This is a genomic window from Nocardioides secundeburneus (assembly GCF_039939255.1).
Taxonomy (GTDB): Bacteria; Actinomycetota; Actinomycetes; order Propionibacteriales; family Nocardioidaceae; genus Nocardioides.
Map to the genome: position 1 here is coordinate 429,601 of NZ_JBDUUE010000005.1, position 25,014 is coordinate 454,614.

Below are 25,014 nucleotides of genomic sequence, written 5' to 3' on the forward strand. Positions count from 1 at the left end.
ACCTCCTCATGATCGGTCGATGAAGTCGGCGTTGGCGGAGGCCTCGAGGTCGGCGACGGCGGCGGCCAGGAGCGGGGTGGTGGTGAGCCCGGCGTCGGCCTCGAGCAACGCCTCGGCGGCCTCGCGGGCCTGGACGATGGTCTGCTCGTCGCGCAGCACGCGCAGGTTCTGCAGCGTCGAGCGGCGGCCCGACTGCGACCCGCCGAGCACGTCGCCCTCACGGCGCTGCTCGAGGTCGACCTGGCTGAGGCGGAAGCCGTCGGTGGTGGCGGCGACGGCGTCGAGGCGGGTACGGGCGTCGGAGAGCCAGTGCGCGTGCGAGACGAGCAGGCACAGACCGGGCAGGCCGCCGCGGCCGACGCGGCCGCGCAGCTGGTGCAGCTGCGAGACGCCGAAGCGGTCGGCGTCGAGGATGACCATGGCGGTGGCGTTGGGCACGTCGACGCCGACCTCGATGACGGTGGTGGAGACGAGCACGTCGACCTCGCCCTGGCCGAACGCCCGCATCGTGGCGTCCTTGACGTCGGGCGCCAGCCTGCCGTGCAGGACGGCGAGGCGCAGCCCGGCGAGGGGGCCGTCGGCGAGCGCCGTGACGACGTCCTCGACCGCGGCGAGCGGCGGAGCGTCGGCCGAGGGGGCGACCTCCTTGCCGTCGTCGTCGAGCTCGGGCGCCTCGACCTGGCCCTGCTCGAGCTCGTCGCCGGTGATGCGCGGGCAGACGACATAGGCCTGGTGGCCCTTCTCGACCTCCTCGCGCACGCGCTCCCAGACCCGGGTGATCCAGCCGGGGTGGTCGACCAGGTTGACCACGTTGCTCTGGATCTCGGCGCGACCGGCCGGCAGCTCGCGCAGCGTGGAGACCTCGAGGTCGCCGAAGACCGTCATGGCGACCGTGCGCGGGATCGGCGTCGCCGTCATGACCAGCACGTGGGGTGGCGTGCCGGCCTTGTCGGTGAGCGCGGCGCGCTGCTCGACGCCGAAGCGGTGCTGCTCGTCGACGACGACGAGACCGAGGTCGGCGAACTGGACCTTGTCCTCGAGCAGGGCGTGGGTGCCCACGACGATGCCGGCCTCGCCACTGGCCAGGCGCGACATCGGCCCGGTGCGTTGCGCCTTGGTCATCGAGCCCGTGAGCAGCTCGACCCCGACCCCGCCGGCGAGACCGCCGTCGGCGAGGTCGCCCAGCATCGCCCGGATGGAGCGGACGTGCTGCTGGGCCAGCACCTCGGTGGGCGCGAGGAGGGCGGCCTGCCCGCCGGAGTCGACGACGCGCAGCATCGCCCGCAGGGCGACGAGGGTCTTGCCCGAGCCGACCTCGCCCTGCAGCAGCCGGTTCATCGGCCACGAGCGCGCGAGGTCGGCCGCGACCTGCTCCCCCACCTCGCGCTGGCCGTCGGTGAGCTCGAACGGCAGCCCGGCGTCGAACGCGGTGAGGAAGGCGCCGTCGCCGCCGGTGCGCGCCTGCGCCCCCACCGCCCGGACGGCGGCCCGCCGCTTGGCCAGCACGAGCTGGGTGACCAGCGCCTCCTCGAAGCGGTAGTGCCGGTGGGCACGGGCGACCTGGGTGCGGTCTTCCGGGGCGTGCACCCACTCGAGCGCGGTGGCGGCGTCGACGACGTCGTACTGCGTGCGGACGGCGTCGGGCAGCACCTCGGGCAGCTCGCCGATCTCGCCGCGGGCGAACGTGACGACGCGCGCGACGTCCCACGACTGCAGGCCCTTGGTGAGCGGGTAGATCGGGTAGAGCTCGCCGATGGCCTCGACGGTTGCGATGTCGTCGTCGACGCTGTCGGCGGTGCCGAAGAGCACGAACTGCGGGTGGGTGAGCTGCCACTGGTTGTTGAACTGCTTCGCCTGACCGAGGAACAGCCCGGTGGTGCCGCGGCCCATGGTGCCGGCCCGCCACTCGGCCGCTCTCGGGCTGCGCGCGAAGAAGGTGATCTGCAGGCGCGGCCCGTCGGTGCGCACCCACGTCTCGACACGGGCCGCGGGCTTGCCGGTGCGACGGTCTTGGTGGGTCTTGACCTTGCTCTCGATGATCTCGCCGATCACGGCGAGCATCTGGCCCGGCTGCAGGTCGTCGACCTTGGTGAGCGTGCCGGTCTCGAGGTAGCGCCGCGGGAAGTGGCGCAGCAGGTCCTCCACCGTGCGCAGGCCGAGGCCGTCGGTGAACCGCTTGGCCTTCTTGGACCCGCCGAGCACCGCGGTGACGGGAGAGTCGAGGTCGATCACGGCACCAGCCTGTCTCACTCCACCGACAGCAGCAGCGGGTAGCGGTCCTGGCCACCCTCGTAGACGACGACGTCGACGGTGGGGTGGGCCTCGTCGAGCCACGCGGCGGCCCGCTCGGCGAGGTCGTCGGCGTCGGCCCCGGCGACGATCGTGACGAGCTCGCCTCCACCGGCCACCAGGCGTCCGAGGATCTCGGTGGCGACGTTGAGGACGCTCGAGCCGATCTCGACGAAGTCGCCCTCGATGATGCCCAGCACGTCACCCGGCTCGCACCAGCCGGCCATCGTGAGTGCCTTGCGGGCCGCGACGGTGACGCCGCCGTGGCGGGCGTGGCGGGCGGTGGCGGTCATCTCGAGCACGTCCTGGTCGAACGTGCGGCCGGGCTCGTGCACGGCCATCGCGGCCAGGCCCTGCACCTGCGCGACCGTGGGCACGACGGCGACCCGCAGGCCGTGGTCGGCCTCCGCGGTGCTCGCCGCGATGCGCGCGACCCGCACCGAGTCGGTGTCGTTGGGCAGCACGACGACCTCGGCCGCACCGCTGGTGGTGATGGCCTCGAGCACCTCCCCGGTCGAGGGGCGTCGTCCGGGGCCGCCCTCGACGACGACGGCGCCGGCGTCGGCGAACAGCGCGCCGAGGCCCGGCCCGGCGGCGACGGCGACGACGCGTCGGCCCTCGCGGGTCGGCGTCCCCGCGGCTGCCGGACGGCGCTCGACGCCCTGCTCGGCGAAGTGGGTGACCCGCACCCGGTGCGGGCGGCCGGCCTCGATGCCGGCCTCGATCGCGGCGCCGACGTCGTCGACGTGCACGTGCACGTTCCACAGCCCGTCGCCGCCGACGACGACGAGGCTGTCGCCGAGCGTGTCGAGCCGCGAGCGGAGCGTGGTGACGGCGTCGTCGCCGGCGTCGAGGAGGTACATCACCTCGTAGGCCGGGCCGTCGGGGGTGAGCTCGTGGTCGTCGTCGTGCGTGGAGGCGACGACCGGCACGTGGCTGCGCACCGCGGCCACCGGACGGCGTCCGGTGAGCACGGTCTCGGCGGCGTCGAGGACGACGCTCACCCCGCGCCCGCCGGCGTCGACGACGCCCGCGGCCGCGAGCACCGGCAGCTGCTCGGGCGTGCGGGCGAGCGCCTCGCGCGCGGCGGCCGCCGCGGCGGCGAAGACGTCGCGGGCGCGGACGCCCGGCCCGCTCGCGGCGTGGGTGCGCGCGGCCTCGGAGGCGGCCCGGGCGACGGTGAGCATCGTGCCCTCGACCGGCCGGCCGACCGCGCGGTAGCTGGCCTCGGTGGCCTCGTGCAGCGCCTCGGCGATCACCAGCGCGTTGCGCTCGCTCGGCGTCGAGCGGGCGATGCGGCGCGCGATCGCCCCGAGCATCTCGCTGAGGATCACCCCGGAGTTGCCCCGCGCGCCCAGGAGCGCGCCGCGGGCCAGTGCGGTGAGCGCCTCGTCGCGGTCGGCCTGCGGGTCGCCACCCGTGGCCTGGCGGACGGCGTCGCGCGCCGCCGAGACGGTGAGGTACATGTTCGTGCCGGTGTCGCCGTCGGGCACCGGGTAGACGTTGAGCGCGTCGACCTCCTCGCGCACCGCGGCGAGGGCGTCGGTGGCGACGTCGACGAAGCGGAGCACGACGGCGAGCTCGATACGATCGCTGGACGGCGCCTCCTCCATGAGGGGCGACGATAGGGCAGGCCGTCGTCGTTTTCGTCGTCGGGCACGCCGGCGCTAGGATCGTCCGGTTGCCCGGCGTGCCCGGGCCCCGCTCGCTCAGTACCCCGATCGACTCAGATCCGATTCAACAGGAGAACCCAGTGGCTGCCGTCTGCGACATCTGCGCCAAGAAGCCGACCTTCGGCAACAACCGGCCGTGGTCGCGCAAGATCACCAAGCGCCGCTTCGACCCGAACATCCAGCGCGTACGTGCCACGATCAACGGCACCCCCAAGCGCGTCAACGTCTGCACCGGCTGCCTCAAGGCCGGCAAGGTCACCCGCTGACGCACCCGCCTGCCGACGTCACGTCGGGAGCATGTCGGAGCGACCGTCGTCCCCCTCGGGGTGCGGCGGTCGTTTCGTTTCCTGCTCGCTCCGGGGCCGCGGGCTCCGGCCCTCAGAAGTGCGTCCAGCCGGCCGGGCCCTCGTACGCCGTCCCGTCGACGGTGACGCCGGGGCCGTCGTCGCCGGGCGCGAGCACCTCGCCCACCAACACCCAGCCGTCGGGCACGGCGCCGGCGTCGGGGAAGGTGGCGAGCAGGCAGTGGTCCTCTCCCCCACCGAGCACCAGGTGCATCGGGTCGAGACCGGTGGCCGCGGCGACGGCCTCGAGCGGCTCGGGCACCTCGAAGGACGCCGACCACAGGTCGAGGACGACGCCGGAGTCGGTGGCGACGTGCCCGGCGTCGGCGACGAGACCGTCGGAGACGTCGATCATCGCCGTGGCGCCGGCCTGCGCGGCGACCAGTCCGGCGTCGTAGGGCGGCTCGGGTCGGCGGTAGGCCTCGACCAGCGAGCGCGGCGAGCGGAACCCCCTCCCGAGGACGGCGAGCCCGCCGGCCGACCACCCCTGGCGCCCGCAGAGCGCGACGACCTGGCCGGCCGCGGCGCCCGAGCGCAGCACCGGCGGCTCGGTGCAGGCGCCGATGACGGTCACGGAGATCACGACCTGGGGGGCGCCGGTGAGGTCGCCGCCGACGACGGAGGCGCCGACCAGGTCGCACTCGGCCGCGAAGCCGCGCGCGAAGTCGAGCGCCCACGACGCCGGCAGCTCGGGCGGGGCGGCCAACCCGATGGTCACCGAGTGGGCGCGCCCGCCCATGGCGTTGATGTCGGAGAGGTTCTGGGCCGCGGCCCGGTGACCGACGTCCTCGGCCGAGGCCCACTCGCGCCGGAAGTGCCGGCCCTCGACGAGCAGGTCGGTGGACACGACGACGTGACCGGTCCGCACCCGCAGGACGGCGGCGTCGTCGCCGGGGCCGACGAGCACCTGCTCGCCCTGCGGGAAGAGGGCGACGAGCTCGGAGATGAGCCCGAACTCGCCGGCGTCGGCCAGGGTCGCGTCGGGGGGTAGTGGGGCCATGCCCCCATCCCACCAGCCGAGGGTCCCAGCACGCCGACCGACAGGCCGGTATCGCCACCGGCGCGGGCCGCGATAGGTTGGGCGCCGAATCTTCTCCCGGCCGTCGCAAAGGAGCGCACGCATGGTCGTCCAGGCCTACATCCTGATCCAGACCGACGTCGGCAAGGCTGCCGAGGTCGCCAAGGCGATCGCCCAGGTCAAGGGCGTGACCCTCGCCGAGGACGTCACCGGTCCCTACGACGTCATCGTCCGGGCCGAGGCGCGCAACGTCGACGAGCTCGGCAAGCTGGTGGTCTCGAAGGTGCAGAACCTCGACGGCATCACCCGCACGCTCACGTGCCCGGTCGTCCACATCTGAGCCCGACTCCTCGACGCCCCGGGTCCGCACGGACCTGGGGCGTCGTCGTGCTCGCCGCGCTCGCCCCGACCCTCGCGGCGTGCAGCGGCACCCCGGAGATCGAGTCCTACGACCTCTCCGACGCCGACCGCGCGGCCTGCGAGGCCTTCGTCGCCGACCTGCCCGACACCCTGGCCGACCAGGAGCGCGTCGAGGTGGAGCCCGACGACGCCCTCGGGGCCGGCTACGGCGACCCGGCGATCACGGTCACCTGCGGCGTCCCGGTGCCCGACGGCTTCGACCAGACCTCGCGCTGCGACGAGGTCAACGGCGTCGGCTGGTACGTCCCCGACGGCAGCGACGACGACCGCACCTCCGACCTGCGCCTCTCGGTGCCCGGCTACCGGCCCGTCGTCGAGCTCGTCGTCCCGCCGGACTACCGCCCGCAGGACCCGAACATCGGCGACGCCACGACGGCGTCGGCCCTCGCCACCCTCAGCACCCTCGTCGACGAGCACCTGACGCTCGAGCAGAGGTGTAGCGGGTAGCGCCGAGATCCGGGTAGCCCGTCAGCGCAGCCCCGTGTCGCGCGCGAGCGCGAGCCGGAGCAGCCGGTCGACGAGCGCGGGGTAGTCGACGCCGGTGGCCGCCCACATGCGCGGGTACATCGACAGCGGCGTGAACCCGGGCATCGTGTTGATCTCGTTGCACACCAGGCTGCCGTCGGGGGCCAGGAAGAAGTCGACGCGGGCCAGGCCCTCGCCGCCCACGGCCTCGAAGGCACGGGCCGAGAGCGCGCGCAGCTCGACGGCCACCGCGTCGGGCACGAGGGCCGGGACGTCGAGCTCGGTGGCCTCCTCCGGCAGGTACTTGGCCTCGAAGTCGTAGAACTCGTGCTCACCGGTGATGCGGATCTCGGCCGGCACGCTCGTCTCGGTGGTGCCGTCGAGCGCCTGCAGGACGCCGCACTCGACCTCACGTGAGCCGGCCGGCGCGGCGACCTCGACGAGCACCTTGGGGTCGTGCTCGAAGGCGTGGGCGAGGCCCGCCGCGAGCTCGGCGGCGTCGCGGACCTTGGAGATGCCGAGGCTCGAGCCGCCCCGGGCGGGCTTGACGAACAGCGGGTAGCCGAGCTCGTCGGCCTGACGCCGTGCCGCCTCGGGGTCGGCGGCCCACGAACGCGTCGTGACCACGATGCTCGGCAGCACCGGCAGCCCGGCGGCGGCGAGCACGACCTTCATGTAGGCCTTGTCCATGCTGACGGCCGAGGCGAGCACGCCGGCGCCGACGTAGCGCACGCCGGCCATCTCGAGCATGCCCTGGATCGTGCCGTCCTCGCCCCAGGGACCGTGCAGGAGCGGGAAGACGACGTCGACCTCGCCGAGGGTCTCGGGCGGGCGGGAGGGGTCGGAGACGACGAGGTCGGTGCCGGCCTCGACCCGGGCGAGCGCCACCGGCACGCCGCCGTCGTCGACGCTCGGCAGCGCGTCGGGGCCGGTGATGCGCAACCGCTCGGGATCGGCGGACTCGAGCACCCACCGTCCGTCGCGCGCGATGCCGATCGGGACGACGTCGTAGCGCTCGGGGTCGATGGCCGCCAGCACGCTGCCGGCGGTCACGCAGGAGATCGCGTGCTCGCCGGAACGGCCACCGAACACGACGGCGACACGGGGCCTCGGGGTCTCGGTCACGCGCCCGACCCTATCCTCGTGGGCATGCCCGACGAGCCCCGCCTGCGCCCCTCGACCGTCGCGGTGACGGCGGGTCGGCCGCCGCACGAGCCCGACCGGCCGCTCAACGTGCCGATCACGATGGCCTCGACCTACGTGGCGACCGGCGACCTCGAGTACGGCCGCTACGCCAACCCGACCTGGACGGCGTTCGAGGACGCCCTCGGTGCGCTCGAGGGCGGACGCTGCCTGGCGTTCAGCACCGGCATGGCCGCGGTCACGGTGATGCTCGACCTCGTCGGCCACGGCGCGAAGGTGGTCATGCCGCGGCACTCCTACCAGGGCAGCCTGACCGTGCTGGCCGACCTCGAGTCGCGCGGTCGTCTCACCACCGAGCTCGTCGACGTCGAGGACACCGAGGCCGTCGTCGCGGCGTGCGCCGACGCCGCCCTGGTCTGGATCGAGTCGCCCACGAACCCCGCCCTCGAGGTCGCCGACATCGAGACGATCGCCGCCGCGGCCCACGAGGCCGGCGCCTACGTCGTCGTCGACAACACCTTCGCCACGCCCCTGCTGCAACAGCCGCTCGACCTGGGGGCCGACGTCGTCCTGCACTCGGCCACGAAGTGGCTGGCCGGCCACAGCGACGCCCTGCTCGGGGCCCTGGTCACCGCCGACGACGAGCTCCACCAAGTGCTGCTCAACCGGCGCTCGCTCACCGGCTCGACGCCCGGCACCCTCGAGGCCTGGCTGGCCCTGCGTGGCCTGCGCACGCTGCACCTGCGCGTCGAGCGCGCCCAGGCCAACGCCCAGACCCTCGTCGAGCGCCTGCGCGACCACCCGGCCGTCGCCGAGGTGCGCTACCCGGGGTTCGGCGGCATCGTCGCGATCGTGCTCGCCGAGGGCGAGCTCGCCGCCGACCTCCTGGTCCGCAAGACGCGCCTGTGGGTGCACGCCACGTCGCTCGGCGGCGTCGAGTCGACGTTCGAGCGTCGTCGCCGGTGGAAGTCCGAGTCGCCGACGATCCCCGAGGCGCTGGTGCGCATGTCGGTCGGCGTCGAGGACGTCGACGACCTCTGGGACGACCTGGTGCGAGCGCTCGACACATTGACGACCTGACGCTGGTCGAGGTGCGAGGAGCCCTGGCGACGAGCCTCGAGACCACCGCGACGACCGCTCGACGCCCCCGCTCGTGGCGGCGTGGCCGTTGACCTCCCGAGGTCTCGGCACGCCGGCACGTCGGGGTGCGAGCAAGCTCGGTCCGGTCAGCTCAGCCCATCTCCGCCTTCGTGTCCCGGGCGAGGATCGCGTCCATCATCTCGGTGGCCGTCATGCGACCCGCGACGACGTCGTCGACGTAGGTGGCGACGGGGGCGTCGCACTCGGACCGCTCGGCCAGCGCCCGCAGCGAGGCGCACGACTTGGCGCCCTCGGCCACCTGACGGGTCGAGGCGTAGATCTCCTCGCTGGTCATCCCGCGCCCGAGCTTCTCGCCGAAGGTGCGGTTGCGCGACAGCGGCGACGAGCAGGTCGCCACGAGGTCGCCCAGCCCGGCCAGGCCCATCAGCGTGAGCGGGTTCGCGCCGAGCTTCATCGCCAGCCGGGCGGTCTCGGCGAGCCCGCGGGTGATCAGGGACGCCGTGGTGTTGTCGCCGAAGCCCAGCCCCACCGCCATGCCGACGGCGAGCCCGACCACGTTCTTGTAGGCGCCGCCGAGCTCGCAGCCCAGCACGTCGGTGCTGGTGTAGGGCCGGAACGCCGGCGAGTGCAGGCGGCGCTGGAGCCGGAGGGCGACGTCCTCGTCGGCGCACGCGATCACCGAGGCAGCGGGCTCGCGACGCGCGATCTCCTTGGCCAGGTTGGGCCCGCTCACCACGGCGATGCGGTCGGCGCCGGCACCGGTGACCTGGTGGATCACCTCGCTCATCCGGTTGAGCGTGCCGAGCTCGACGCCCTTCATCAGCGAGACGAGCACGGCGTCGGGCTCGAGGAACGGGGCCCAGTCGGTGAGGTTCTCACGGAGCGACTGCGAGGGCGTGGCGAGCACGACCATGTCGGCCCCGTGCAACGCCTTCTCGACGTCGGACGTCGCGTCGACCGACGGCGCCAGCTGGATGCCGGGCAGGTACTCGGTGTTCTCGCGCTGCTCGTTGATGGACGACGCGACCTCGTCGCGGCGGGCCCAGAGGGTGACGTCGTTGCCGGCGTCGGCGAGCACGATGGAGAACGCGGTGCCCCACGATCCGGCACTGAGGACGGCGACCTTGCTCACGCGGGGTCCTTCCGCTGCTGGTGGGGCTTGTGCGGGTTGCCGGTCTCGGCGACGCCGGCCTTGCGCGGGTCGAACCGCTCGGCCGGTGGCTCCTCGCCGCGGAGGTCGGCGACGATGTCGGTGATCGCGGCCATGATCCGCTCGGTCGCCTCGGCGAGCACCGTCGCCGTGCGGGGCCGTCCGACCAGGTCGGAGAGGTCGACCGGGTCACCCACCGCGATGTGGATGGTCTTGCGCGGGAACAGGTCGGGCTTCTTCGCGTACGGCGCCAGCAGGTCCTGCGCCCCCCACTGACCGATCGGAATGACCGGACAGCCTGTCTCCAAAGCGATGCGGGCGGCCCCGGTCTTGCCGACCATCGGCCACAGGTCGGGGTCGCGGGTGATCGTGCCCTCGGGGTAGACCACGATGCACTCCCCCGCCCGGACGGCGGCGACCGCGGCGTCGTAGGCGCCCGCCGCAGAGCGGCTCGACCGCTCGACGGGGATCTGCCCGGCCGAGCGCATGAAGTAGCCGAGCGCCTTGTTCTTGAACAGCCCGGACTTGGCCAGGTAGCGCGGCAGCCGGCCGTGGTCGTGGGTGAAGACGGCGGCCGTGAGCGGGTCGACCTGCGAGAGGTGGTTGATCGCGATGACGCACCCGCCGGTCGCCGGGATCTTCAGCCCGTCGACCCAGTGCGGCTTGGTGGTCAGCAAGAACGTCGGTCGCAGGATGATGGCACCGAGGGTGAAGGCCCACCCCCGTCTCTCCTGCAGCTTGCGCACGATCACAACCGCAGGCTACTCGGCCGTACGCGCGAGACCACGCATCCCGCCGCGACGACGGCCTGCTTGGATCGGGACATGCCTGATGCCCTCGTCGTGAGCACCGACAGGCCGTCCTACGTCGTGCTGCTCCCGGTGAAGCCCCCGGCGCGCGGCAAGTCCCGCCTCGGCACGCTGCCCGACGACCGACGCCGGGCGCTGGCCGAGGCCTTCGCCCTCGACACGGCGGCGGCGTGCCTGGCGACGCCGGAGGTGTCTGCGGTGCTCGCGGTCACCGACGACGCCGTCCTGGCCACGGACCTGCAGCGGGCCGGCTGCGCGTGCATCCCCGACGCCGGCGGAGGGCTCAACGCGGCGCTGCGGCTGGCGGCGGCCGAGGCGGCGCGGCGGTGGCCGACGCACCAGCCGGTGGCCCTGCTCGCCGACCTCCCGGCGTTGCGTCCCGCCGATCTCGCAGCCGCGCTCGCCGCCCTCGTGCCCGGCGGGCCCTCCTACGTGGCCGACGCCGAGGGCACCGGCACCACGATGTACACCGCTCCCCACGACGAGTTCGACCCGGCGTTCGGCAGCGGGTCCGCCCACGCCCACCTGGCCTCCGGGGCCCTCGCGGTGCGCGGCGAGCTGGCCACGTTGCGTCGCGACGTCGACGACGTCGACGACCTGCGCGCCGCGCTCGCTCTGGGCGTCGGCCCGGCCACCGCGCTCGCCGCCGCCGATCTCTCCTGACCGGTCAGAGCGACGACGACGGGCCGCCCTCCCCGGAGGGAGGACGGCCCGTGCGGTCGTGCCGTGCGAGGGGTCAGGCCTTCTTGGCCGGAGCCTTCTTCGCGGGAGCCTTCTTGGCGGCCGGGGCCTTCTTGGCCGGAGCCGCCTTCTTGGCGGCCGGAGCCTTCTTGGCCGGAGCCTTCTTGGCGGCGGCCGCCTTCTTGGCCGGAGCCGCCTTCTTGGCGGCCGGGGCCTTCTTGGCCGGAGCCTTCTTGGCGGCGGGCGCCTTCTTGGCCGGAGCCGCCTTCTTCGCGGCCGGGGCCTTCTTGGCCGGTGCCGCCTTCTTGGCCGGGGCCGCCTTCTTGGCGGGGGCCGCCTTCTTGGCCGCGGTGGTCGCCGCCTTCTTGGCGGGGGCCGCCTTCTTCGCCGCGGTGGTCGCCGCCTTCTTCGCCGGGGCCGCCGCCTTCTTCGCGGTGGCCTGGGTCAGCTTCGGCAGCTTCTTCGCCCCCGAGACGACGTTCTTGAGGTCGGCGCCGGCCGTGAACTTCGGGACCGAGGTCTTCTTCGCCTTGATCCGCTCGCCGGTCTGCGGGTTGCGGACCCAGCGGGCCTCGCGCACGCGCTTCTCGAACGACCCGAAGCCCGTGATCGCGACCTTCTCGCCCTTGGCGACCTCGCGCGTGATCGTGTCGAGCACCGACTCGAGCGCGTGCGCCGCCGCCTTCTTGTTGCCGTCGTAGCGACCGGCCAGCGCTTCGATGAGCTGTGACTTGTTCACTGTCTTCCCCTTCAGAGAACGTGCTGTGGCCGGGCTCGTGCCCGACTTTCCCTTGAAAGGTAGGCACTTCTAGCGTCTGTCTCAATCGCCACGCCGTACGACACGCCGGATTTTGCCCGCCGTTGAGGGAAGTTGTGCTGCCGACACGGTTCGCGGTCAAGCTCCGGAGCCCGCCGGGAAGCACGGCGCCGGGCGCGAATCCCGCTCAGCTGAGGGGATTCGGGCCCGGCGCATGGTCGATCAGGTCAGACGCTCTGCGTGACCGGCTTCCAGCTCGGACGCGTCGACTCGTAGGACGTGATGTCGGCGTCATGGCCGAGCGTGATGCCGATGTCGTCGAGCCCCTCGAGCAGCCGCCAGCGGGTGTAGTCGTCGATGTCGAAGGAGTCCTCGATCGCGTCGACGCCCTCACCGGCGCGCACGGTACGGGTCTCGAGGTCGACGGTCACCTCGGCGCCGGGCTGGTCGGCGAGGAGGTCCCAGAGCTTCTGCACGACCTTCTCGTCGACCTGGGCCGCGAGCAGGCCCGCCTTGCCGGAGTTGCCGCGGAAGATGTCGGCGAAGCGCGAGGAGATGACGGCCTTGAAGCCGTAGTTCTGCAAGGCCCAGACGGCGTGCTCGCGCGACGACCCCGTGCCGAAGTCGGGACCGGCGACCAGCACCGAGCCCTGTGCGTAGGCGGGGTTGTTGAGCACGAAGGACGGGTCGTTGCGCCAGGCCGAGAAGAGGCCGTCCTCGAAGCCGTCGCGCGTGACGCGCTTGAGGTAGACGGCCGGGATGATCTGGTCGGTGTCGACGTTGCTGCGCTTGAGCGGGACGCCGACGCCGGTGTGGGTGGTGAACTTGTCCATGGTCAGACTCCTGCGGTCGCGGGGGCGGCGAGCGGCTCGAGGTCGGCGGGCGACGACAGGGTGCCGCGGATGGCGGTGGCTGCGGCGACGGGGACCGAGACGAGGTGCGTGCGACCGCCCTTGCCCTGCCGGCCCTCGAAGTTGCGGTTGGAGGTGGAGGCGCTGCGCTCGCCGGGCTCGAGGGTGTCGGGGTTCATGCCCAGGCACATCGAGCAGCCCGCACCACGCCACTCGGCGCCGGCCTCCTTGAAGATGACGTCGAGGCCCTCGTCCTGCGCCTGGAGGCGCACGCGCACCGAGCCGGGGACGACGAGCAGCCGGGTGTCGGCGTCGACCTTGCGTCCCTTGACGATCTCGGCGGCGAGCCGGAGGTCCTCGATGCGGCCGTTGGTGCACGACCCGACGAAGACGGTGTCGACCTTGACCTCGCGCATCGGTGTGCCGGCCTCGAGACCCATGTACTCCAGGGCCTTCTCGCACGCGACCCGGTCCTGGTCGTCGTCGAACTGCTCGGGGCTCGGCACGTCGGCGCCGAGCGGCACGCCCTGCCCGGGGTTCGTGCCCCAGGTGACGAACGGCGTCATCGTGCTCGCGTCGAGCACGATCTCCTTGTCGAACTGCGCGTCGTCGTCGGTGCGCAGGCTCTTCCAGTGCTCGACGGCGGCGTCCCAGTCGTCGCCCTTCGGTGCCTCGGGACGGCCCTCGATGTAGTCGAACGTGGTCTGGTCGGGCGCGATGAGGCCGGCCTTGGCGCCCCACTCGATCGACATGTTGCACACGGTCATGCGCGCCTCCATCGAGAGCTCCTCGATCGCCTGGCCGCGGTACTCGACGATGTAGCCCTGGCCGCCACCGGTGCCGGTGTGGGCGATGAGGTTGAGCACGAGGTCCTTCGACGTGACGCCGTCGGGCAGGCTGCCGTTGACCGTGACGGCCATCGTCTTCGGCTTGGCCTGCGGCAGGGTCTGCGTGGCGAGCACGTGCTCGACCTCGGAGGTGCCGATGCCGAACGCGATGGCGCCGAACGCCCCGTGGGTGCTGGTGTGGCTGTCGCCGCACACGATCGTCATGCCGGGCTGGGTGAGGCCGAGCTGCGGACCGACGACGTGCACGATGCCCTGCTCGACGTCGCCGAGCGGGTGCAGCCGGACGCCGAAATCCTCGGCGTTCTTGCGCAGCGTCTCGACCTGGGTGCGCGACACGGGGTCGGCGATGGGCTTGTCCCAGTCGACCGTCGGCACGTTGTGGTCCTCGGTGGCGAGGGTGAGGTCGGGACGCCGGACACGACGTCCGGTCAACCGCAGGCCGTCGAAGGCCTGCGGGCTGGTGACCTCGTGGATGAGGTGGAGGTCGATGTAGAGGAGATCGGGCTCGCCCGGGGTCGACCGGACGACGTGCTCGTCCCACACCTTCTCCGACAGGGTCCTGCCCATGACTGCTCCTTCTGTGCCACGTGGTGGCTTCACGACGTCCGTACGTCGGGTGTGTGACGTACGGGGAACAGCGTACGTCTTGCGTCCCATAGAATGAGATGCCAGTATCGCCATATGGACAACTCCAGTGGCGTGGGCGTGCTCGACAAGGCCGCCCTCGTGCTCACGGCCCTCGAGTCCGGTCCCGCGACGCTCGCCGGCCTGGTCGCCGGCACCGGCCTCGCGCGACCGACCGCCCACCGGCTCGCCGTCGCGCTCGAGCACCACCGCCTCGTCGCCCGCGACATGCAGGGCCGCTTCGTGCTGGGGCCCCGGCTCGCGGAGCTGTCCGCCGCCGCCGGCGAGGACCGCCTCCTCGCCACCGCCGGCCCCGTGCTGGCGCGGCTGCGCGACATCACCGGCGAGTCCGCCCAGCTCTGGCGGCGCCAGGGCGAGCACCGCGTCTGCGTCGCCGCCGCCGAGCGCCCCTCGGGCCTGCGCGACACCATCCCGGTCGGCTCGCAGCTCACCATGCGCGCCGGCTCCGCCGCGCAGGTTCTCCTGGCCTGGGAGGACCCCGAGCGCATGCACCGCGGCCTGCAGACCGCTGCGTTCTCCGCCGCGGCCTTGAGCGGCATCCGACGTCGTGGTTGGGCGCAGTCCGTCGGCGAGCGCGAGCAGGGCGTCGCCTCGGTCTCGGCGCCCGTGCGCTCACCGGGCGGCAAGATCATCGCCGCGGTGTCGGTCTCCGGTCCGTTGGAGCGTCTGTCTCGTCAACCCGGTCGCATGCACGCTCCGGCCGTGCTCGCCGCCGCAGAGCGGCTGTCGGAGTCGTTGCGTCGCGCGGCCGCGGAGTAGCGCGACGGTCGGGCCGTCGCGGGCTCCTGCCGCCTGACGGCTGCGGTCAGAACAGGGCGTCCTGCTCGAGCGAGAGCAGCGTCTGCTTGCGCTCGAGGCCGCCGGCGTAGCCGGTGAGCGTGCCGTTGGCGCCGATCACGCGGTGGCACGGGATGACGATCGGGATCGGGTTGGAGCCGTTGGCGAGACCGACTGCCCGGGACGCGGCGTTGGTGCGCCCGATGCGGTGCGCGACCTCGCCGTAGGTGGCGGTCTCGCCGTACCCGATCTCGCGCAGCTGAGCCCACACCAGCTGCTGGAAGGCCGACCCGTGCGGCGCGAGCGGCAGGTCGAACTCCTTGAGGTCTCGGTCGAAGTAGGCGGCGAGCTGGCGGGCGCACTCGACGAGGACGGGGTGGTCGTCCTGCTGCTGGCCGCGCGGCCGACCCAGGACCGGCACCTCGGCGAAGGGCGAGAACTCGATCGCGGTGATCAGCCCGTCGGCCTCAACCAGGCGCAACGGACCGACGGGCGAGTCGACGACGGTGTACATGGTCAGGGTCCCTTCGTGGGTGGCATGAGGGTGTTCCAGATGTGCATGAGGGCGTAGGAGCGCCACGGCGCCCAGTCGCCGGCGCGGGCGATGACCGCGGCGGGGTCGTGCCCGAGGCCGCGCAACCCGTTGCGCACTCCGATGTCGGTGGGGAGGAAGACGTCGGGGTGCGCGAGGGCACGCATGGCGACGTAGTCGGCGGTCCACGGGCCGATGCCGGGCAGGGCCAGCATCGCCGTCCGGACGTCGCCGCGGTCGCTGCCACGGTCGAGGGCGATCGAGCCGTCGGCGAGCGCTGCCGCGAGACCGACGAGCGCCCGGCCGCGGGCCCGGGGCATCGGCAGGGTCTCGGGGTCGGCCGCGGCCAGGGCCGCGCTGGTCGGGAAGAGGTGCGTGAGGCCCGGGATCGACGTCGTCACCGCACGGCCGTGGGCCTCGACGAGGCGACCGGTGACAGTGCGGGCCCCGGTGACGCTGACCTGCTGCCCGACGACCGTGCGGATCGCGGTCTCGGCGCCGTCGACCTGGCCGGGCAGCCGCAACCCCGGCGTCCGGCGGGCCAGCGGCCCGACGACGGGGTCGCCGGCGAAGTGGTCGCCGACGGCCAGCGGGTCGCAGTCGGCGTCGAGCAGCCGACGCGCGCGCTCGACGGCGGCGGTGGTGTCGCGCAGGTCGGCGAGCTCGAACGTGGCGCGCACGAACGCCGTGCGCCCCGGCTCGGGCTCGTCGCCCGTCTCGATGCGGACCGTGCCGGGGCCGTGGGGCAGGTCGAGCGTGCGTGCGTACCAGCCGGAGCCGTCGGACCAGCCGGCGACCTCGACCCCTGGCACCAGGTGGTAGGCGAGGAAGTCGAGCAGGGCCTGGCCGGCGAACGGGGTGCGCACCGACAGCCGCATGGTGAGGGCACCCGGTGAGCGGGTGCCGCCGCGGCGACCGCGGAGCTCGGTCGGGCTGGCGGCGTAGACCTCGCGCACGGTGTCGTTGAACTGCCGCACGCTCGAGAAGCCGGCCGCGAAGGCGATGTCGGCGTAGCCGAGCTCGGTGGCCTCGATCAGCACCCGTGCGGTCTCGGCACGCTTGGCCCGCGCCAGCGCGAGCGGCCCGGCGCCCAGCTCGGCGGTGAGGATCCGCCCGAGGTGCCGGGCGGTGTAGCCCAGCCGGGTCGCCAGGCCCTCGACCCCCTCACGATCGACGACACCGTCGGAGATCAGTCGCATGGCTCGACCGGCGACATCGGCGGCGACGTCCCAGTCGGGACTGCCGGGCGTGGCGTCGGGTAGGCATCGCTTGCAGGCCCGGTAGCCGGCCGACTGGGCCGAGGCCGGACTGGGGTGGAAGGTCACGTTGGCGAACGCCGGGGTGCGGGCCGGGCACGAGGGGCGGCAGTAGATGCCGGTGGTCCGCACGGCGACGTAGAAGACACCGTCGAAGCGCCGGTCGCGGGACTTGACCGTGCGGTAGCACGTCTCGGGGTCGAGGCGAGTGGTCGCCGACGGGGGGCTCATGACGTTCATCATGGTGCACGACCCGCACGCCTTCCGGCGGGAATCGGACACCGCCGCGCCGCCCCGGGTCGCCGGGCATGACGGCGGACGGCCCCGCATTTCGCGTCGTCTGGGAGGATGCCGGGGTGAACGACGACCACACCGAGGCGGCTGGGCCGACCGCGACGTCCGAGACCGCGACGCCGCACCGGCGCAACACGCACCGGCGCGCGGTGTGGATGACCATCGTGGCGACGCACCTCGTGCTGGTGCTCGCGACCGTCGGCGGCGTCGTTTTCACCCTCAACAGCCTCAACGGCAACATCGAGGACGGCGCCTCCGTCGAGCACAAGGTCGAGGAGGTCCTGCCCGACGGCGTTGCCCAGGACGCGAAGAAGAAGCCGCTCAACATCCTGGTGATGGGCTCCGACAGCCGCGTCGGCGACGGCAACGGCATCGACGGCGAGAACGAGGACGGCTCCGAGCGCTCCGACACCGTCATCCTCCTGCACGTCTCGCGCGACCGCACCAACGCCTACGGCATCAGCCTGCCGCGCGACGCGATGATCGACCGCCCCGACTGCATGGTCGACGGCGAGACGATCCCGGGCGAGTCCTACGTCCGCTTCAACACCGCCTTCTCCGTCGGCGGGCCGGTCTGCACGCTGCAGACCGTCGAGCAGCTCACCGGCATCCACGTCCACCACTTCGTGGTGCTCGACTTCGCCGGCTTCAAGGACATGGTCGACGCCGTCGACGGCGTCGAGGTGTGCATCCCGACCGAGGTCGACGACGACGAGCACGACATCCACTTCGACGCCGGCACCCAGGTGCTCGACGGCGACCAGGCGCTCAACTACGTGCGCGAGCGCTACCAGCTCTCGGTCACCGGCGACATCGGCCGGATGAAGCGCCAGCAGGCCTTCATCGCCTCGATGATCAAGAAGGTCAGCTCGGCCGGCACGCTGTCGCAGCCGACGCGGGTCTACGGCTTCCTCGACGCCGTCACCAACTCGATCAAGGTCGACGACGGCCTCGACACCGTCGACAAGCTCTACGACCTCGCGATGGAGCTGCGCACGACCGGACCGAGCTCGATCCGGTTCATCACCGTGCCGATCCTGCCCGACCCCAACAACCCCGACGTCACGCTCGTGTGGTCCGAGAGCGCCGACGACCTGTGGGAGCTGGTCAAGCAGGACCAGAAGCTGGGCAAGGACTTCACCGAGGGCAGCATCCGCGCCAACGACGACGTCGGCACCACCGACGAGGGCGACGACGAGCCGACCGAGTCCCCCAGCGACGGCGAGACCCTCAGCCCCGAGGCGACCGAGCGGGCCGAGGCCCAGGCCCAGGAGCGCCGCATGGCGGGGTTGTGCGTGTAGCCCTCCCCCACGACGCCGAAGGGCCCGCACCGTGATCGGTGCGGGCCCTTCTGTTCTGTACCCCCGACCGGATTCGAACCGGCGCTACCGCCTTGAGAGGGCGACGTGCTAGGCCGCTACACAACGGGGGCGTGAACCTGACGAACGTTATCGAAGCTGCTGGTCAGGCTACAAATCGCGGGCCGCGAGGCCCTCGATCTCGCTGGGATACTAGGACTCGAACCTAGAATAACTGGACCAGAACCAGTCGTGTTGCCAATTACACCATATCCCATTGAACTACTGGTCTTCGGCCGCCTCCAACCAAGGCTGCGACGTCCGGTGGACCGAGAGGAAACCTTACACGCGGCCCGCTGGCTGGGCCAAAACGGTTGCCCGCTCGACCGTGGTCTGCAGGTTCATCAGCCGCGCCGCTCCCCAGGTGAGGCCGAGGAACGTGCCGGAGGACACCAGGGTCACCACGATGTTCCAGCCGTTGCCGCCCTCGGGGTTCAGCGACGACCCGACGTCACTGAACAGCACCGCGATGGTGAAGGCGAGCCAGTTGTTCACGACGTGGTAGCCGATGCCGGCCTCGATGCCGCCGGTGACGATGGCGAGCACGCCGGCCACGACACCGAAGGCGAACCGGTCGAAGAACACCGGCACGCTCTGCGCGCCGTGGAACAGCGCGAAGATCAGGGCGGGGACGACGACCGAGACCACCCGGGAGACCCAGCGAGCGGTGCTGATGCTGCCCAGCGCCTGCATCATCAGGCCCCGGAAGACGTACTCCTCGGCCGCGGCCTGGAAGGGGACCAGGAACAGCACGACGAGCAGGAAGCGGACGGCCGTCGCCGTGAGGTCGTTGAGCCCACCGGAGGCGTCGGCGTCGCCCGAGATCGGGAGCACGGCGCCCAGCACCACGTTGACGATCAACGTGGCGAGGGCGATGCCCATCGTGGTGAACAGCCAGCCCCAGCGGATGCGGCCCGCCACCGAGATCAGCCAGCGCGGGCTGAGCCCCGTGATCGCTCGGTGCAGGCCCATGATTACCGGGATCGAGAGGCTGATCGTCACTAGCAGGAACGCGAGCGTCGAGGGCTGCGGGTCGTCGAGGTCGCTGACGGCGTCCATGGCCTGCTCGGGGTCGACGCCGCCGACCACGAGACCCAGCACGATGAGCAGCAGCACCACGAGGCCGAGGACCAGCTGCACGAGCACGAACCCGGCGACGGCGGACACCACCGACAGCAGCGACCAGGCCCACTGCGGCTCGCGGCCGGCCCGGTCGATCTGCTGGTACTCCAGGGTGGTCGGCTCCCCTGCGCCGGCGGTGTCCGGGTGGTAGGGGTTGCCGGTGAACGCCGCCGGGTCGCTCACGTGAGCGCGCCCTCGAGCCGGGCGAGGCTGCGTTCGCGGCCGAGGAGCTCCATCGACTCGAACAGCGGCGGCGAGATCCGGCGTCCGGTGATGGCGACGCGCACCGGGCCGAACGCCACGCGCGGCTTGAGGCCACGCTCGTCGACCAGCGCGGTCTGCAGCGCGGCCTGGATGGCCTCGGTCGACCACGTCGGCAGGTCGCGGACGGCGTCGAGCGAGGCCCGGACGATGTCGCGGCCCGCGTCGTCCAGCAGCTTGGCGGCGTCGGCCTCGTCGAGCACGAAGTCGGCGTCGTCGACGAACAGGAACGCGAGCAGCTCGCCGACCTCGGTGAGCTTGTTGATGCGCTCGGCGACGAGCGGCATCGCCAGCTCGAGCAGCTGCGCGTCGGCGTCGCTCACCGGGTCGGAGACGACGCCGACGGACTTGAGGAACGGCAGGGCCCGGTGGGTGATGTCCTCGACCGTCAGCAGCCGCAGCTGGCTGGTGTTGATCGCGTCCATCTTCTTGAGGTCGAAGCGGGCCGGGTTCGGGTTGACGTCCTTGATGTCGAACGCCTCGACCATCTCGGCGAGCGAGAAGATGTCGCGGTCGGCCGCGATCGCCCAGCCCAGCAGGGCGAGGTAGTTGATCAGGCCCTCGGGCACGTAGCCCTGGTCGCGGTAGGCCAGCGCGTGCGCCTCGGGGTCACGCTTGGAGAGCTTCTTGTTGCCCTGGCCCATCACGTAGGGCAGGTGGCCGAAGGACGGCGGCCCGCTGCCGATGCCGACGTCGGCGAGCGCGGCGTAGAGCGGCAGCTGGCGCGGGGTGCTGGAGAGCAGGTCCTCGCCGCGCAGCACGTGGGTGATCTCCATGAGCGCGTCGTCGACCGGGTTGACCAGCGTGTAGAGCGGGTCGCCGTTGCCGCGCGCGAGGGCGAAGTCGGGCACGTGGTCGGAGTGGAAGGTGACCGTGCCGCGCACGAGGTCGTCGAAGGCGATCTCGCCGTCGGGCATCCGGAACCGGACGACGGGCGCGCGCCCCTCGGCCTCGAACGCGGCGACCTGGTCGTCGCTCAGGTCGCGGCAGAACCGGTCGTAGCCCATGTCCTTCGACCCGGCGGCCTGGCGCCGGGCGGCGACCTCGTCGGTGGTGCAGTAGCAGCGGTAGGTGTGCCCGCCGGCGGCGAGGCGCTCGAGCGCGTCGCGGTAGATCTCGCCGCGCTCGGACTGGCGGTAGGGGGCGTGCGGTCCACCGCGGTCGGGCCCCTCGTCCCACTCGAAGCCGAGCCAGTCGAACAGGTCGAGGATGCCGTCGTAGGACTCCTGGGTGTTGCGGGCGGCATCGGTGTCCTCGACGCGCAGCACGATCGTGCCGCCGTGGTGGCGCGCGAAGGCGTAGTTGAACAACGCCGTGCGCACGAGGCCGACGTGGGGGGATCCGGTGGGGCTGGGCGCCATCCGGACCCGGACGGGCCGGTCGGTGCTGTCGGTCATCGGGTCGCGATCCTGTTCGTGAGGGAGCCGAGTCCGGCGATCGAGACCTCGACCTCGTCGCCGACCTGCATGGGACCGACACCCTCGGGGGTGCCGGTGAGGATGACGTCGCCGGGCAGCAACGTCATGACGCTGGAGACGTGGGCGACGAGCGCCGGGACGTCGAAGACCATGTCGGCGGTGCTGCCGTCCTGCACGACGTCGCCGTTGAGGAAGGTCTGCACGCGCACACCGTCGAGGAACGCCTGCGGGTCGAGGTCGGTCTCGATCCACGGCCCCAGCGGGCAGAAGGAGTCGAAGCCCTTGGCCCGGGTGAACTGCCCGTCCTTCTTCTGCAGGTCGCGGGCGGTGACGTCGTTGGCGATCGTGTAGCCGTGGATGACGTCGGTGGCCTGCTCGCGTGGCACGTCGCGGCAGATGCGGCCGATGACGACGGCGAGCTCGCCCTCGTACTGGAGGTCCTGGGTCTGCGGCGGGTAGAACACCGGGTCGCCCGGTCCGACCACGCTGGTGTTGGGCTTGAGGAACATCAGGGGCTCGCTCGGCACGTCGTTGCCGAGCTCGGCGGCGTGCTTGGCGTAGTTGCGGCCGATGCCGACCACCTTGCTGCGCGGCAGCACCGGCGCGAGCAGGCGCACGTCGGCGAGCCGGTGCTCCTGGTCGAGCAGCTTGACGCCGACGTAGAGGGGGTCGCCGGCGAGGGCGACGACGACGGCGTCCTCGTCGAGCTGGCCGTGCTCGTCGAGCTCGCCCGTCACGACGCCGTAGGAGGGTTCGTCACCGGTGGTGAACCTTGCGATACGCACCATGGGAGCCTATCGACCGGGGTGAGCGGCCGGCCGCCGAGGACGTCGGGGATGCCCGGCCCGCGGCGTCCGCTGCCTACGCTGGACGACGTGCAGGAGCTGGACCGGTCGGAGTGGGAGCCGCGCGCGAGCGTCCACGCGGCGCGCGTCGACGCGCTCGTGGCCCCGCACCTCGCGCGCCGCGACGCCCAGGTGAAGCACCCGGTGCACGACTTCCTGTTCACCTACTACGCCCACCGACCCGCGCAGCTGCGCCGATGGCACCCCGGGTTCGGCGTCCGGTTGCTCGACGCGCCGGAGTACGACGGGCTCAAGGGCTACGCCGACGGCGCGGTGACGTCGTCCCACGTCGCGGCGCAGCGCCCGTTGGTCGAGGGCCTGCACCGGCTGCTCGCCGCCACCGCGTCACGACCGGCGCACACCGGCTGCTTCGGGTTGCACGAGTGGGCGATGGTCTACCGCCTCGGCGACGACGAGACCCGCCACGCCGACTGGCCCCTGCGTCTGGGCGGCAGCGGCACCGACCGCGTGGTCGAGGGCCACCGCATCGCGTGCACGCACTTCGACGCCTTCCGCTTCTTCACCCCGCCGGCCCGCGGGCTCAACACGCTCTCCCCCGGTCGCGACGACCGGGCCGACTTCGAGCAGCCGGGCTGCCTCCACGCCGGCATGGACCTCTACAAGCACGCCTTCCGGCTCTCGCCGATGGTGCCCTCCGACGTCGTCCTCGACGCCTTCGAGCTCGCCCGCGACATCCGCGTGCTCGACATGCGCGCCTCGCCCTACGACCTCGCCGGCCTCGGCTTCGAGCCGGTGCGCATCGAGACCCCCGACGGCAAGCGCGAGTACGCCGCGGCCCAGGCGGCGTTCGCCGAGCGCGGTGCGCCGATCAGGGAGCGGCTCGTCGAGGTGTGCGCGGGCCTCCTCGCCGCCGCCGGGTCGTGTGCCTGAGGCCGACGCACGCGCCGTGGTCAGGCACACGACCCCGGGCTCGGCCGGCCTCAGCCGACGGCGACCGGCGCCGGCCCGACGTCCGGGACGACGGTGCGGGCGGCCCGGAGCGCCTGCGGCGCGAGCGCGGCCACGGTGAGCACGATCGAGACCCCGAGCACCCACGCCGGCACGGTCTCGCCGAGCAGGTAGACGAAGCCCGGCACCGTGCACGTGGTGAACGACAGCACGAGCGTGAACCACGCCGTGGGCGTTGTCCACTCGGTGCGGCCGAGGCCGATGACCACGAAGAACAGGCCCCACAGCGCGGCCCACTGGAACCACAGCAGGCCCGAGGCGAGGTCGTCGAACCGGACGACGTTCGTGACGCCGAAACCGACGGCCATGATCGCCACCCACAGCGAGTACCAGCCCAGGCCGTTGCCGTCGAAGCCGGCGAGGTTGTTGATGCCCACGTAGAGGTAGGTGAACCCGAACATGAACACGCCCGAGGCGGCCAGGACCTCGTCGCCCGTCGTGGCGGTGGAGATCAGGTGGAACGGGATCGCCGTCTGCAGGGCGCCGACGAAGAGGTTGAAGACGCCGGCGGTCTTGGCGTCGACCTGGCCGAGCAGCAGGAGGCCGTTGACGAACAGGGCGGCCCCGACGAAGAGCAGTCCGACCGACGACATCAGAAGTAGGCGTTCGTGGGGAAGGACGCGCCGTTGACCTCGTGGTCGCCGATCGCCGAGGCCTTGAGGAACGTCGGGTTGTGGGTGGACGCCGTCCGGATGTTGCGCCAGTGCCGGTCGAGGTTGTGCACCTTCTGCGTGGCCGAGGCGCCGCCGACGTCGAAGAGCCTGGCGGCCGTGGCGTAGGAGAACCGGTCGACGGCGACCTTGGCCTGCGCCGCGGCGAGCTGGGCGGCGTGGGCGGCCCCCGGCGTCGGGGCTCCGTCGACGACGGACTCGTAGGCCTCCTGGAGCTTGTCGGCGGCAGCGAGCACGATGGCCTCGGCGGCGAACGCGTCGGCGGAGATCTCGCCGACGACCTGCAGAACCTGGCGGTCGCCGGCCGCCGTCGAGGCACCGGCGTGGCCGAAGTTGCGCGAGCGCTTCTGCACCCACGCGACGGCGTCGTTGCGCACGCTGCGCAGGATGCCGGCCGTCACGGCCTGCAGGTAGAGCTGCAGGAAGGCGCCGTTGTAGCCGGGGTCGAGCTCCTCGGGCCGGCCGAGGTCGAAGAACTCCTCGTCGGTGACGTGGACGTCGTCGAGCCGCGTGGTGCCGGTGGCGGTGAGGCGCTGGCCGAAGCCGTCCCAGTCGTCCTCGACGGTGACGCCGTCACGGCTGATCGGGATCACGGCGCCGGCGATGGTGCCGTCGGGCACGGCCGCCCAGATCTGGGTGTAGTCGGAGTAGAGGGTGCCCGTGGAGTAGAACTTCTCACCGTTGAGGCGGTGGCCGCCCGCCGGATCGGGCGTGATCGTGGTGTCGAAGGTGAGACCCACGGCGTGCTTGCTCTGCTCGCTGAAGCCGTTGCCGACCAGCTGGTCGGCGGTGACCAGCGCGATGCCCCGGGCCCGCGCCTCGGGGTCGACGGCGACGAGCTGCTGCTCGACGAACCAGTAGTGCGTGCGCAGGATGTGCGCGACGTTGGAGTCGGCCTCGGCCAGCTCGACGAGCGTGGCGAAGAGCTCCCGCAGGGTCGCGCCGGCTCCACCCTCGGCGACCGGCACCCGCAGCCGGCCCAGCCCGGCGGCCTTGGCCCAGGCGATCTGCTCGAACGGCGGCACGCGGTCGCGGTCGCGCAGGTCGGCCCCGACCGAGATCCGGTCGAGGAGGGCCCGCAGCTCGGGGCTGCCGGGGCGGACCGGGCTGGTCGCGGAGGTGGGGACGGGTGAGCGTGTCGAGGTGGCTGCGGCGGTGTCGAGGCTCATGACGATCCTTCAGGGCTCGGGAACTAACTAGAGCGACTTTATCTACTTAAACCGTCGTGGCCAGCCGCCCGGTGACAGGTTCCGCCGACGTCCGGCTCGGATTCGCACCGCGGTCGCGGTGCGGACGGACTTGGAGAAGGCGCCCGAC

At 72.4% G+C, this 25,014-nt stretch carries 24 protein-coding genes and 2 tRNA genes; 8 read left to right on the forward strand and 18 right to left on the reverse strand.

Going from position 1 to position 25,014, the window contains the following annotated elements:
* Nucleotides 1–6: 6 nt before the first annotated feature.
* The gene (locus tag ABFT23_RS15785) at nt 7–2,232 is read right to left on the reverse strand and encodes an ATP-dependent DNA helicase RecG (protein ID WP_347896825.1); all 2,226 of its coding nucleotides are present in this window, start codon (nt 2,230–2,232) and stop codon (nt 7–9) included.
* Nucleotides 2,233–2,246: 14 nt separating this feature from the next.
* Nucleotides 2,247–3,902: a DAK2 domain-containing protein gene (locus ABFT23_RS15790; protein ID WP_347896827.1), complete on the reverse strand. Its 1,656-nt coding sequence runs from the start codon at nt 3,900–3,902 to the stop codon at nt 2,247–2,249.
* Nucleotides 3,903–4,042: 140 nt separating this feature from the next.
* Here ABFT23_RS15790 and rpmB point away from each other — a divergent pair, with 140 nt between their 5' ends.
* Nucleotides 4,043–4,228, forward strand: coding sequence for a 50S ribosomal protein L28 (gene rpmB / locus ABFT23_RS15795; protein WP_347896829.1), 186 nt, complete (start codon nt 4,043–4,045; stop codon nt 4,226–4,228).
* Nucleotides 4,229–4,340: 112 nt separating this feature from the next.
* On the opposite strand, the gene ABFT23_RS15800 is transcribed toward rpmB, so the two are convergent.
* Nucleotides 4,341–5,306 carry a thiamine-phosphate kinase gene (locus ABFT23_RS15800; protein ID WP_347896831.1) on the reverse strand — a complete coding sequence of 322 codons (966 nt, stop codon included), beginning with the start codon at nt 5,304–5,306 and terminating at the stop codon, nt 4,341–4,343.
* A gap of 121 nt (nt 5,307–5,427) precedes the next feature.
* Here ABFT23_RS15800 and ABFT23_RS15805 point away from each other — a divergent pair, with 121 nt between their 5' ends.
* Both ABFT23_RS15805 and ABFT23_RS15810 read left to right on the forward strand, forming a co-directional pair.
* A complete protein-coding gene (locus ABFT23_RS15805) occupies nt 5,428–5,664 on the forward strand; it encodes an Lrp/AsnC family transcriptional regulator (RefSeq protein ID WP_010833736.1) in 237 nt (78 codons plus the stop codon).
* A gap of 47 nt (nt 5,665–5,711) precedes the next feature.
* Nucleotides 5,712–6,191, forward strand: coding sequence for a DUF3515 domain-containing protein (locus ABFT23_RS15810; RefSeq protein ID WP_347896833.1), 480 nt, complete (start codon nt 5,712–5,714; stop codon nt 6,189–6,191).
* Nucleotides 6,192–6,212: 21 nt separating this feature from the next.
* On the opposite strand, the gene ABFT23_RS15815 is transcribed toward ABFT23_RS15810, so the two are convergent.
* Nucleotides 6,213–7,334 (reverse strand): D-alanine--D-alanine ligase family protein, encoded by a 1,122-nt coding sequence (locus tag ABFT23_RS15815; RefSeq protein ID WP_347896835.1) that lies wholly within the window; start codon nt 7,332–7,334, stop codon nt 6,213–6,215.
* Between the two features lie 24 nt (nt 7,335–7,358).
* Between ABFT23_RS15815 and ABFT23_RS15820 the strand changes: the two genes are divergently transcribed.
* Nucleotides 7,359–8,432, forward strand: a complete 1,074-nt coding sequence (locus tag ABFT23_RS15820) for a trans-sulfuration enzyme family protein (RefSeq protein ID WP_347896837.1) — start codon at nt 7,359–7,361, stop codon at nt 8,430–8,432.
* A gap of 151 nt (nt 8,433–8,583) precedes the next feature.
* Here ABFT23_RS15820 and ABFT23_RS15825 read toward each other — a convergent pair whose 3' ends face one another.
* Nucleotides 8,584–9,585, reverse strand: coding sequence for an NAD(P)H-dependent glycerol-3-phosphate dehydrogenase (locus tag ABFT23_RS15825; protein WP_347896839.1), 1,002 nt, complete (start codon nt 9,583–9,585; stop codon nt 8,584–8,586).
* Entirely contained in the window at nt 9,582–10,355 is a 774-nt protein-coding gene (locus tag ABFT23_RS15830) for a lysophospholipid acyltransferase family protein (protein WP_347896840.1), read from the reverse strand. The genes ABFT23_RS15825 and ABFT23_RS15830 overlap by 4 nt, the downstream gene beginning before the upstream one ends.
* Before the next feature lie 72 nt (nt 10,356–10,427).
* Between ABFT23_RS15830 and cofC the strand changes: the two genes are divergently transcribed.
* Nucleotides 10,428–11,075 (forward strand): 2-phospho-L-lactate guanylyltransferase, encoded by a 648-nt coding sequence (gene cofC / locus ABFT23_RS15835; protein ID WP_347896842.1) that lies wholly within the window; start codon nt 10,428–10,430, stop codon nt 11,073–11,075.
* A gap of 73 nt (nt 11,076–11,148) precedes the next feature.
* Here the strand turns inward: cofC and ABFT23_RS15840 are convergent, their stop codons facing one another.
* The 3 genes from ABFT23_RS15840 to leuC all read right to left on the reverse strand — a co-directional run bounded on the left by ABFT23_RS15840 (nt 11,149) and on the right by leuC (nt 14,116).
* Nucleotides 11,149–11,832: an HU family DNA-binding protein gene (locus ABFT23_RS15840; protein ID WP_347896844.1), complete on the reverse strand. Its 684-nt coding sequence runs from the start codon at nt 11,830–11,832 to the stop codon at nt 11,149–11,151.
* 245 nt (nt 11,833–12,077) lie between these two features.
* On the reverse strand, nt 12,078–12,683 hold the full coding sequence (gene leuD, locus ABFT23_RS15845; protein WP_347896846.1) for a 3-isopropylmalate dehydratase small subunit: 606 nt from the start codon (nt 12,681–12,683) through the stop codon (nt 12,078–12,080).
* A gap of 2 nt (nt 12,684–12,685) precedes the next feature.
* Nucleotides 12,686–14,116 carry a 3-isopropylmalate dehydratase large subunit gene (gene leuC / locus ABFT23_RS15850; protein ID WP_347896848.1) on the reverse strand — a complete coding sequence of 477 codons (1,431 nt, stop codon included), beginning with the start codon at nt 14,114–14,116 and terminating at the stop codon, nt 12,686–12,688.
* A gap of 114 nt (nt 14,117–14,230) precedes the next feature.
* Between leuC and ABFT23_RS15855 the strand changes: the two genes are divergently transcribed.
* On the forward strand, nt 14,231–14,953 hold the full coding sequence (locus ABFT23_RS15855) for an IclR family transcriptional regulator (protein WP_347896850.1): 723 nt from the start codon (nt 14,231–14,233) through the stop codon (nt 14,951–14,953).
* Between the two features lie 46 nt (nt 14,954–14,999).
* Here ABFT23_RS15855 and ABFT23_RS15860 read toward each other — a convergent pair whose 3' ends face one another.
* Together ABFT23_RS15860 and ABFT23_RS15865 are read right to left on the reverse strand one after the other, a co-directional pair.
* Nucleotides 15,000–15,485, reverse strand: a complete 486-nt coding sequence (locus ABFT23_RS15860) for a methylated-DNA--[protein]-cysteine S-methyltransferase (protein ID WP_347896851.1) — start codon at nt 15,483–15,485, stop codon at nt 15,000–15,002.
* A gap of 2 nt (nt 15,486–15,487) precedes the next feature.
* Complete coding sequence (locus ABFT23_RS15865) at nt 15,488–16,990, reverse strand: AlkA N-terminal domain-containing protein (protein ID WP_347896853.1); 1,503 nt, start codon at nt 16,988–16,990, stop codon at nt 15,488–15,490.
* A 125-nt stretch (nt 16,991–17,115) separates the two neighbouring features.
* Between ABFT23_RS15865 and ABFT23_RS15870 the strand changes: the two genes are divergently transcribed.
* Entirely contained in the window at nt 17,116–18,354 is a 1,239-nt protein-coding gene (locus ABFT23_RS15870) for an LCP family protein (protein ID WP_347896855.1), read from the forward strand.
* 58 nt (nt 18,355–18,412) lie between these two features.
* On the opposite strand, the gene ABFT23_RS15875 is transcribed toward ABFT23_RS15870, so the two are convergent.
* The 5 genes from ABFT23_RS15875 to ABFT23_RS15895 form a co-directional block, all read right to left on the reverse strand.
* Nucleotides 18,413–18,485 (reverse strand) — tRNA-Glu (locus ABFT23_RS15875).
* Between the two features lie 71 nt (nt 18,486–18,556).
* Nucleotides 18,557–18,628, reverse strand: a tRNA-Gln gene (locus tag ABFT23_RS15880).
* A 65-nt stretch (nt 18,629–18,693) separates the two neighbouring features.
* The gene (locus ABFT23_RS15885; protein WP_347896857.1) at nt 18,694–19,716 is read right to left on the reverse strand and encodes a CPBP family intramembrane glutamic endopeptidase; all 1,023 of its coding nucleotides are present in this window, start codon (nt 19,714–19,716) and stop codon (nt 18,694–18,696) included.
* Nucleotides 19,713–21,191, reverse strand: a complete 1,479-nt coding sequence (gene gltX / locus ABFT23_RS15890) for a glutamate--tRNA ligase (protein WP_347896859.1) — start codon at nt 21,189–21,191, stop codon at nt 19,713–19,715. The genes ABFT23_RS15885 and gltX overlap by 4 nt, the downstream gene beginning before the upstream one ends.
* Nucleotides 21,188–21,997, reverse strand: a complete 810-nt coding sequence (locus ABFT23_RS15895; RefSeq protein ID WP_347896861.1) for a fumarylacetoacetate hydrolase family protein — start codon at nt 21,995–21,997, stop codon at nt 21,188–21,190. Before ABFT23_RS15895 ends, gltX begins: the two co-directional genes overlap by 4 nt.
* A gap of 90 nt (nt 21,998–22,087) precedes the next feature.
* Between ABFT23_RS15895 and ABFT23_RS15900 the strand changes: the two genes are divergently transcribed.
* The gene (locus tag ABFT23_RS15900; protein ID WP_347896863.1) at nt 22,088–22,948 is read left to right on the forward strand and encodes a 3-methyladenine DNA glycosylase; all 861 of its coding nucleotides are present in this window, start codon (nt 22,088–22,090) and stop codon (nt 22,946–22,948) included.
* Between the two features lie 50 nt (nt 22,949–22,998).
* On the opposite strand, the gene ABFT23_RS15905 is transcribed toward ABFT23_RS15900, so the two are convergent.
* The gene (locus tag ABFT23_RS15905; RefSeq protein WP_347896865.1) at nt 22,999–23,619 is read right to left on the reverse strand and encodes an AmiS/UreI family transporter; all 621 of its coding nucleotides are present in this window, start codon (nt 23,617–23,619) and stop codon (nt 22,999–23,001) included.
* Nucleotides 23,619–24,866, reverse strand: coding sequence for an acyl-CoA dehydrogenase family protein (locus ABFT23_RS15910; RefSeq protein WP_347896867.1), 1,248 nt, complete (start codon nt 24,864–24,866; stop codon nt 23,619–23,621). Before ABFT23_RS15910 ends, ABFT23_RS15905 begins: the two co-directional genes overlap by 1 nt.
* Nucleotides 24,867–25,014 lie beyond the last annotated feature (148 nt).